Origin of the sequence: Vibrio sp. 99K-1 (assembly GCF_013114585.1) — a bacterium.
Taxonomy (GTDB): Bacteria; Pseudomonadota; Gammaproteobacteria; order Enterobacterales; family Vibrionaceae; genus Vibrio; species Vibrio chagasii_B.
On record NZ_VTXF01000046.1, the window covers coordinates 25941 to 33719 of the forward strand.

General features: G+C 42.0%; 7 protein-coding genes. 2 read left to right on the plus strand and 5 right to left on the minus strand.

Annotated features, from left to right (window positions below; genetic code table 11):
* From sbcD to F0228_RS24490, 4 genes are all read right to left on the minus strand, one after another.
* Positions 1 to 1254 carry an exonuclease subunit SbcD gene (gene sbcD / locus F0228_RS24475; protein WP_171762968.1) on the minus strand — a complete coding sequence of 418 codons (1254 nt, stop codon included), beginning with the start codon at positions 1252 to 1254 and terminating at the stop codon, positions 1 to 3.
* A 187-nt stretch (positions 1255 to 1441) separates the two neighbouring features.
* Positions 1442 to 2011 carry a porin family protein gene (locus tag F0228_RS24480; protein WP_105057840.1) on the minus strand — a complete coding sequence of 190 codons (570 nt, stop codon included), beginning with the start codon at positions 2009 to 2011 and terminating at the stop codon, positions 1442 to 1444.
* 484 nt (positions 2012 to 2495) lie between these two features.
* Entirely contained in the window at positions 2496 to 3152 is a 657-nt protein-coding gene (locus F0228_RS24485) for a glutathione S-transferase family protein (RefSeq protein WP_061031424.1), read from the minus strand.
* 110 nt (positions 3153 to 3262) lie between these two features.
* A complete protein-coding gene (locus tag F0228_RS24490) occupies positions 3263 to 3859 on the minus strand; it encodes a LysE/ArgO family amino acid transporter (RefSeq protein ID WP_061031425.1) in 597 nt (198 codons plus the stop codon).
* 186 nt (positions 3860 to 4045) lie between these two features.
* On the opposite strand from F0228_RS24490, the gene F0228_RS24495 reads away from it, so the two are divergent.
* Together F0228_RS24495 and F0228_RS24500 are read left to right on the plus strand one after the other, a co-directional pair.
* Positions 4046 to 5398 carry a sphingomyelin phosphodiesterase gene (locus F0228_RS24495; protein ID WP_171762969.1) on the plus strand — a complete coding sequence of 451 codons (1353 nt, stop codon included), beginning with the start codon at positions 4046 to 4048 and terminating at the stop codon, positions 5396 to 5398.
* A 419-nt stretch (positions 5399 to 5817) separates the two neighbouring features.
* Positions 5818 to 7536 carry a S8 family peptidase gene (locus tag F0228_RS24500; RefSeq protein ID WP_171762970.1) on the plus strand — a complete coding sequence of 573 codons (1719 nt, stop codon included), beginning with the start codon at positions 5818 to 5820 and terminating at the stop codon, positions 7534 to 7536.
* Between the two features lie 18 nt (positions 7537 to 7554).
* Here the strand turns inward: F0228_RS24500 and F0228_RS25770 are convergent.
* A partial coding sequence (locus F0228_RS25770; RefSeq protein WP_216619390.1) for a hypothetical protein occupies positions 7555 to 7779 on the minus strand: 225 nt, incomplete at its 5' end.

The following is a 7779-nucleotide window of genomic DNA, read 5'->3' on the forward strand; positions in this document are numbered from 1 at the left end:
TTACTCTTCTACTTTGTTTGTTGCTTGAGCGCTTTCAGACACTTCGACCATGACTTGCTTAAACTTCACCGTCATTCGCTCTAAGCGAGCTTTTTCAGATTCAGTTTCGAACTCTTCTAAGGCAATACGCTTGGTAAACACGTCCATCGGGCTCAGTTCTGACAGAGTTTCTGCTGACTCTTGCTCCAACGCTTGATTACGACGCTCTCTTGCGCGGCGCAGCTGCAGTACTTCCACATTCAAGCCTTCAGTCAATGCACGCATACGCTCTTGTAGATCAGATAGGTAATCTTGAGCTTGAACCTCTATCGACAACCAGAGACTTTGTTCACCATCCAAACCAATATATTGATTTAGTTGAGACTCTATCTCGCTCAAATCGCCTTTAATTTCAGCAAGCGGTTGGAATGTCGGGACAGCCAATTGAGAAATGGTTCGTTCGCCTTCAGAAAACTCAACCACGCACACCTGCTTTTGAGATTTAAGCTCATCAAAGCTAAGTGGGATTGGAGAGCCGGAATAACGAATGTATTCACGTTTAGCCACTACTTGTGGGCGGTGAATATGACCAAGAGCAATGTAGTCGGCATCAGGGAAACCGTCCGCAGCAAAGCCATCTAGGTTACCAACGTAAATATCACGTACAGAATCTGACTGTTGAACACCCATTGCAGTAAGGTGTCCCGTAGCGATGATTGGCATGTGCTCATGGTTTTCATAGACAGAGCGCTTAGCGACCGCTGCTTCATAAACACTTTGGTAGTGCTGCTTGATTGCATCGCCAAGCTGTTTTTGACGCTCAACACCAGTTACACCGGCTTGACTGGTCAGCACATCGCGAGGACGAATAAATGGAATGGCACACACAAGCGCTTCTACATCGCCCGTTTTACCCTTGAGTTCAACAACCTGAGTCGCATGATCTTCGTTGGTATTTGGGATGACGTCAGCACCCATGTATTTGAGCAGCTGTTGGGTCTCTTTCAGGACCGAAACGGAATCGTGATTTCCGCCTAGCAGTACCAATTGGCAGCCGATCATGTTCGAATCGACAACAAACTTGTTATACATCTCACGAGCGTAACTTGGTGGCGTACTGGTATCGAAAATGTCACCAGCAACGATGATCGCATCGATGTCATGTTCAGTAACTTGCTCAAGTAACCATTGTAAGAAACGTTCATGTTCATTCTTACGGCTTTTGTTGTAGAAGTTTTGGCCAAGGTGCCAATCGGACGTGTGAAGAATCTTCATTGCTGCTCACTGGAAGTCGGTAATACCTATAATCTACCAAAATCGCTCATACAATTCCCTTTTATAAGCTTGTGAAAAGCAACTAATTTTACGCATGAACGCATCATAGGCTATAGCTACAAAAAAGCCGCTCATAATCAGAGCGGCTTTCGTATCAACTATAAACAATTTCAAGTCTCAACATGCGTTAGAAATTGTAAGAAGCACCCAGTGTTACTGTGCTAAATGCGACATCACGGCTTTGCAGTCTATTGCCACGGCTATCGAAGAATTCGATGTTTACTGCATCCGCTTGCGAGATCAGGCGAAGTGTTAGGTTATCCACTGGAGTGTATTCCACACCAACACCGAAGCGGAAACCTGCGCCAGAATCATCATCAAATGCATTAGAGCTGTTTGCATTCAGATCAACGTAGCTTAAACCTGCTAGTACAAATGGGCGAATTGAGTTGTCGAAGGTATAACCAAGATTTGCTGCGACAGACAGAGACGTTGGTGAAAACACCTTAGTACCATATGATTCATAGTCAGCGTAGTCCGTGTAGCCAAGTTCAATGCCGACAATACGGTTAAATTGGTAACCGCCGTAAAGACTGTATCCCATGCTTTCAGCGTCTAAATTGCCACCACCATCTGTGTCCGAATCTTGATGTACACCAAGGCCAGCACCAATGTATGGACCGCCCTCAATACCAGCAGCAAATGTAGGAAGTGAAACCAAGCCAACTAGGCCTAATAGAAATGTTGATTTAAGCATGAAAATACCCTTTTTAGTTTGTCCCACAGTACCGTTCATCAACTATTAATAGGTTTCCGACACTATTCCAACGGTTGCGATACTGTTTAAATAAATTATTCAAGCGACTCCTAATAAACAATAAAACACTGTTCATTTGCGGAGTGATTGGGAAGTTATCACGACATTTTTCATTCACCAAGCGAATAATTAGCGAATTTTATATAGTCTTATTTATGAGACAAAATAGAGCAAAAGCAAAAAAACAACTAAGAGTTACAATATCCACATTGCACCTATCATAAACAAATACATTTAAATCAGTAATTTAATCACACATGCAGTTATATAAAGTGGCTTATACATTCTAGCTATTACTTAACTCTCCCCTTCCTAGAAAACAAAAAGCTCACACTATTGATTAATAGAGTGAGCTTTATTTTATCCTTTCCAACCATTCAGAATAAAACCCTGTTAAATTATATTTAAAATAATGAATATAATATTAATGAACTTCCGCAAGGCTTGCCAAATAAGTATTCGTTAAATAGAAACCACTAAACTTCTCCACAAAGTCTTGAGGTACCGTTTTCTCCGTTAAGCCCGACTTAATCAAAGCGGTCTGCCACGCTTGCACTTTAGGGAAGCCTTCTAACATATCAAAACCTGAACGATCTTTTATCACCGATGCGCGGTGTAATAGTGGCAGCCAAGCTATGTCGACATTCGAGATGTAATCCCCTTTGAAGAATTGAGTATCGCCTAATTTATTTTCAGCTTTTAGAAACGCTTTTTGAAGATTAGCCAAACGTGTTTCAAAAGTTTCTTTGTCTTTGCTTCCCATCGTTCCGCATTGTGGCATGTAATGTTTACTTGCTTGATAAGACCAAGCACGGTCCAATGCTTTTTGCTCGGCTGTTACCTCTTCAATAGGGGCGTATTTATCATCAAGGTATTCAACAATCGCATCAGATTCAAACAATACCGTGTCGTTTTCAGTCACTAGCACAGGCACTTGTCCATTTGGGGAAATATCCAAAAACCACTGCGGCTTGTTGTTAAGCTCAATGTATTCGATTTCAAATGGCACTTTCTTCATGACTAGAGCCCCCATTACACGTTGAACAAATGGGCAGTTTTTAAAGCTAATCAGTTTAATCATCGTTGACTCCGTATCAGGTCATTAATTTGTAGTTACATCTCTAAGACGAACATCAACAACAAAAGACGAAAGAAAATTCTATTTTTTTAGAAATAATGAAATAAGGCCAGTTAAACAATTAATGATATTGCAATAGATGCCATTATCACACCCACGAGAAATTCCAACACCTTCCAGGCTCTAGGGTTCTTAAACAGAGGCGCCAAGAATCGAGCACCATAACCGAGCGAAAAAAAGAACACGAAAGAAGCCGACACCGCCCCCGCCCCAAATAACATTTGATTTGGTTGATATTGAGTTGAAATAGAACCTAACAGCACAACGGTATCAAGATAGACGTGTGGGTTTAGCCAAGTAAACGCAACGCACATGGCTATCGCTTTGGTTAACGAGTCTTTGGTTTCAGCACTTGCTTCTAGCGCATGATTTTCAGTAAATGCAGAGCGGAAACTTAAAAATGAATACACACCCAAAAACATTGCTCCACCATAACGAGCAATCAGTTCGATTTGAGGAAACTGCTGAACAATAGCTCCAAAGCCTGTGACGCCAAAACTAATCAGTAACGCATCAGAGACAGCACACACAGTACAAATGACCAAAACATGTTGGTTCTTTAGGCCTTGCTTGAGTACAAAAGCATTTTGAGAACCTATCGCAAGGATCAGCGAAAGTCCGAGGGAGAAACCAGCAAAATAAGTCGTCATTAAATGCACTTCGAAATAGGTTGAATAATCATAAGTTACTATAAATTGGTGTATTTTTTCACAAAATTTACAATATGATCACATATCCGTTACACAGCACAAAACCAACACAACCAAATTGCAACCAAGTGCATATGAGGGCTACTTTCTGACTTCGATTTTAGGAATGTAATCAAAGGAAGAAACATGATTAAAAACCTGTGTTTAACACTGATATTTTGGGTAATAACGAGCCAGGCATATGCTACATCACTTTACTATATAAACCGCACTGATAAACCCATATTGATAAACTTTTCATTAGACACCAGTGCTCCCGTGAGCAATGGTTACCAATACAAGCTATCAGAAAATGACTTAGTAATTTGGCCCTATCAAAAAGCTAAAGTGGCTGATTTTAATCGATATTATGGAATTGTGAATGGTGCTACATATGATTACTTTCTGACAATATCACGATTGACTGATGAGGGAACATGGGAAGTCAAACCGCAAGAACCAGTCGCTCAACTTAAGTTGGTTGGTCATAGTTCAGGCTCGACGTTGTCTTATGGCTATAAAGGTCAAGGTATGATGACTGACTACAACCCATACATTCTTCATCGATATAATCAAGATGGATATCACTCTGAGTTCGGCGTTAAAGCGGTATACACATCGGGTTTTGACGACGTTGAATTTGTTGTGTCTGAACATACAATCAATGACACAGAATATGAACCAAACATCCTAAACGTTGCATCATATAACTTATGGTTGCTTCCTTCTGTGTCTTCCAATATTGCAGGCCGAGCAAGCATCATGAGCCATAGCCTTTCTGGGTTTGATGTACTCACTTTGCAAGAAGCATTTTCTACCGATAGAGACATTCTATTCAATAAGTTAGCGGACGAATATCCATACAGAACAGAGGTGGTTGGTGGTAACAGTAATGCGCTGTACGATGGCGGTGTGGTGACATTTAGCCGACATCCAATCATCGACACCGATAGTATCGTCTTCGAACACTGTACAGGCACTGACTGCTACGCAGACAAAGGCGTTGTATATACCAAGATAAACAAGGATGGCGAGATATACCACATTTTCAATACACACCTTGCCTCTTTCAACACACCTTCAGCTAAGCGTCTAAGACGCCTACAACTCGGTCTAATGCGAACCTTTATGTTGACCAAAGACATTCCTGCTAACGAAGCGGTGATCTATGCTGGAGACTTCAACATCGACAAAAATAGTGACTTCTTGGAATACCTTTTGATGCTTGCTACGTTAGATGTTGATCCTCCAGAGTTCAGAGGCTACACCCGTGCAACCTTTGATCCGACGATTAACCCTTACGCTGCTTATAAGTATTCAGGTGGTGCTGATGTAGAGTATCTGGATTACGTTTTTGTAAGTAGAGTGCACAGACGAGCAGTAAGTAATACAAATACGGTGAAACTCAACCAAAGACTAAACTCTGAGACTTGGGGAAGTTGGCACTTATCCGACCATTTTGCTATTGATGCTAACTTTGTGTTTAGTCCAAATGAGTAGCGTTCTAAAATAACCATAAGGTTGAACCAACCAAACACACTTGGGATGCTCGTTCTGTTCCTCCAATAAGAAGATCGAGCTCCTTATCCCCCTCCTTTTCACTGGCTCAATGAAAACCTTCCCGCCTGCTAAATAACAAATTAATCAATTGATTTTTAAGCAGTTTAACCTTCAGCGTGCATTTTATAAATGTTGAATTTATTAATAGAATTTAGCTCAAACTTTAAAGCTTAAAAATCGAACACAGTGAGATCTCAATACCATTTCATTGACCAAGCGAATGATAGAAATCTAATTGCATATTACCTTTTGACTGCTTTTTGAACGGGCTTTTCCCGTTCACTAAACTGGCTAAACGCGTGTTTACGCATTGCGTTTAAAAACAGTTTTAGCCGCATAACTATAAGGACGCTACACAGATGAAATACGGATACAGACTTACAACTCTTACTTTAGCTATCATCGCTTCAGCACACGCCACCGCTACAACTGTCAATGAAGAGAGTGTTACGCCACACATCTCCAATTCGCCATTCATACAAGATGTAAAAGGTACGATTGTTGAGGACTACTCTAAAGCTCCCATCCAACCATCCTTCTTCTCAATGAGAATGATGAGCTCTGCTGATTCACAGCGCGGCGATTGGTTCAATCTATCTGCGAGCTACACAAGGCTTCAAGGAGTAGGTTCTGACGTGGTATATGACTACCTTATGCCACCACTAAAGCCAGAGCCAGTGATCGTGGCTGTTCTTGATTCGGGCGTTGATGTGGAACATGAAGACCTAAAAAACAAGCTTTGGACGAACAAGGGCGAGATCCCAGATAACGGTATCGATGATGATGGCAATGGTTACATCGATGATATTCACGGATGGAACTTTCTCGGAAACTCTTTAGGGATTAACGTTGACCAAGATACATTAGAGGTCACACGAGAATACAAGAAGTACCTGAAACTGAAAGAAAATGGACATTGGATTCCACGCAAAAAGCGTAAGTACTATGAAGGCGTTGAGTCCGACTACCTCTCCTCTTTAAAAGACGACCAAGATGCGTTAAATCGTGTCACTACCGCGATTGACCAAGCCAACGAATACAAACAAGAGATTCTTCAATACGTTGATCAGAAAGACTTTTCGACTAATGGTTTAAAAACGCTATTAGATAACGAAAACGCTAGCGTCGTTGCAGCGGCGCAAGGCCTACTTAGCCTATTTGAATCTTGGTACTCATTTGAATACTTGGAATCTCGTCGTAGTCGCTATCAAGACTCTTTAGACTTCCATTTAAATCTTGAGCTCGATACTCGTCGCGACATCGTGTTAGATGACATCAATAACCCTTGGGAAAAAGGTTACGGTAACAACGATGTTAAGGGGCCTGTCGGCTCTCACGGCACTCACGTAGCTGGTATCATCGCTGCTGAACGCGGCAACTTTATCGGTATCGATGGGGTTGCAGACCATGCACAAATTATGGCAGTGCGTATGGTGCCAAATGGGGATGAGCGAGATAAAGACATTGCCAATGCGGTGCGCTATGCCGTCGATAATGGTGCAAAGATCATTAACATGAGTTTCGGTAAAAGCTACTCACCTCGCAAGTACATTGTTGACCATGCATTCCGTTATGCCGCTCGTAAAGGCGTACTGATTGTTCACTCCGCGGGTAACAGCCGTAACGACAATGACATTAAACCAAGCTTTCCAAACCGCTACGCTAAGCACTACCGCTCAAAGCCTATCTCAACATGGTTAGATGTGGGCGCATCAGCAAAATATGCAGACCAAAGCTTAGTGGCAAGCTTCAGTAACTTCGGACAAGAATCAGTTGATGTATTTGCTCCTGGGTATCGAATTCTTTCAACTACACCGGGCAACACTTACGGTTCGAAAAGTGGTACCAGCATGGCAGCACCTGTGGTTTCAGGTGTCGCTGCTTTAGTGTGGTCTCGCTACCCTGACCTATCAGTGAAAGAGCTGAAGTCGCTATTAATGAACGAATCAAAAGTCTATCCAGAATTGCTTGTTAAAAAGCCTTCTAGCCCGACAGATTTAGTGCCTTTTAACACTCTATCGATTTCTGGCAGTGTGGTAGATGCTGAGGCTATATTCACAGAGTTGGAAACACGCTAACACCTTATTATCTATTGATTAATTATGAAAAAGGTTGCCCGAGGCAACCTTTTTGCTTTTCACAACAACAACAGAGATTCCAGACACCTCGTCCCTCAGTTCTGGAATGACACGAGAGAAAACGCGAACGCTTTGTTCATCATTCCCTACAGTGAAGAGCGAACGCAACAAGAAGTCTTGCTGTGCCGTAAGAGATTCCAGATACCTCGTCTCACGGTTCTGAAATGACACGAGAGAAAAACG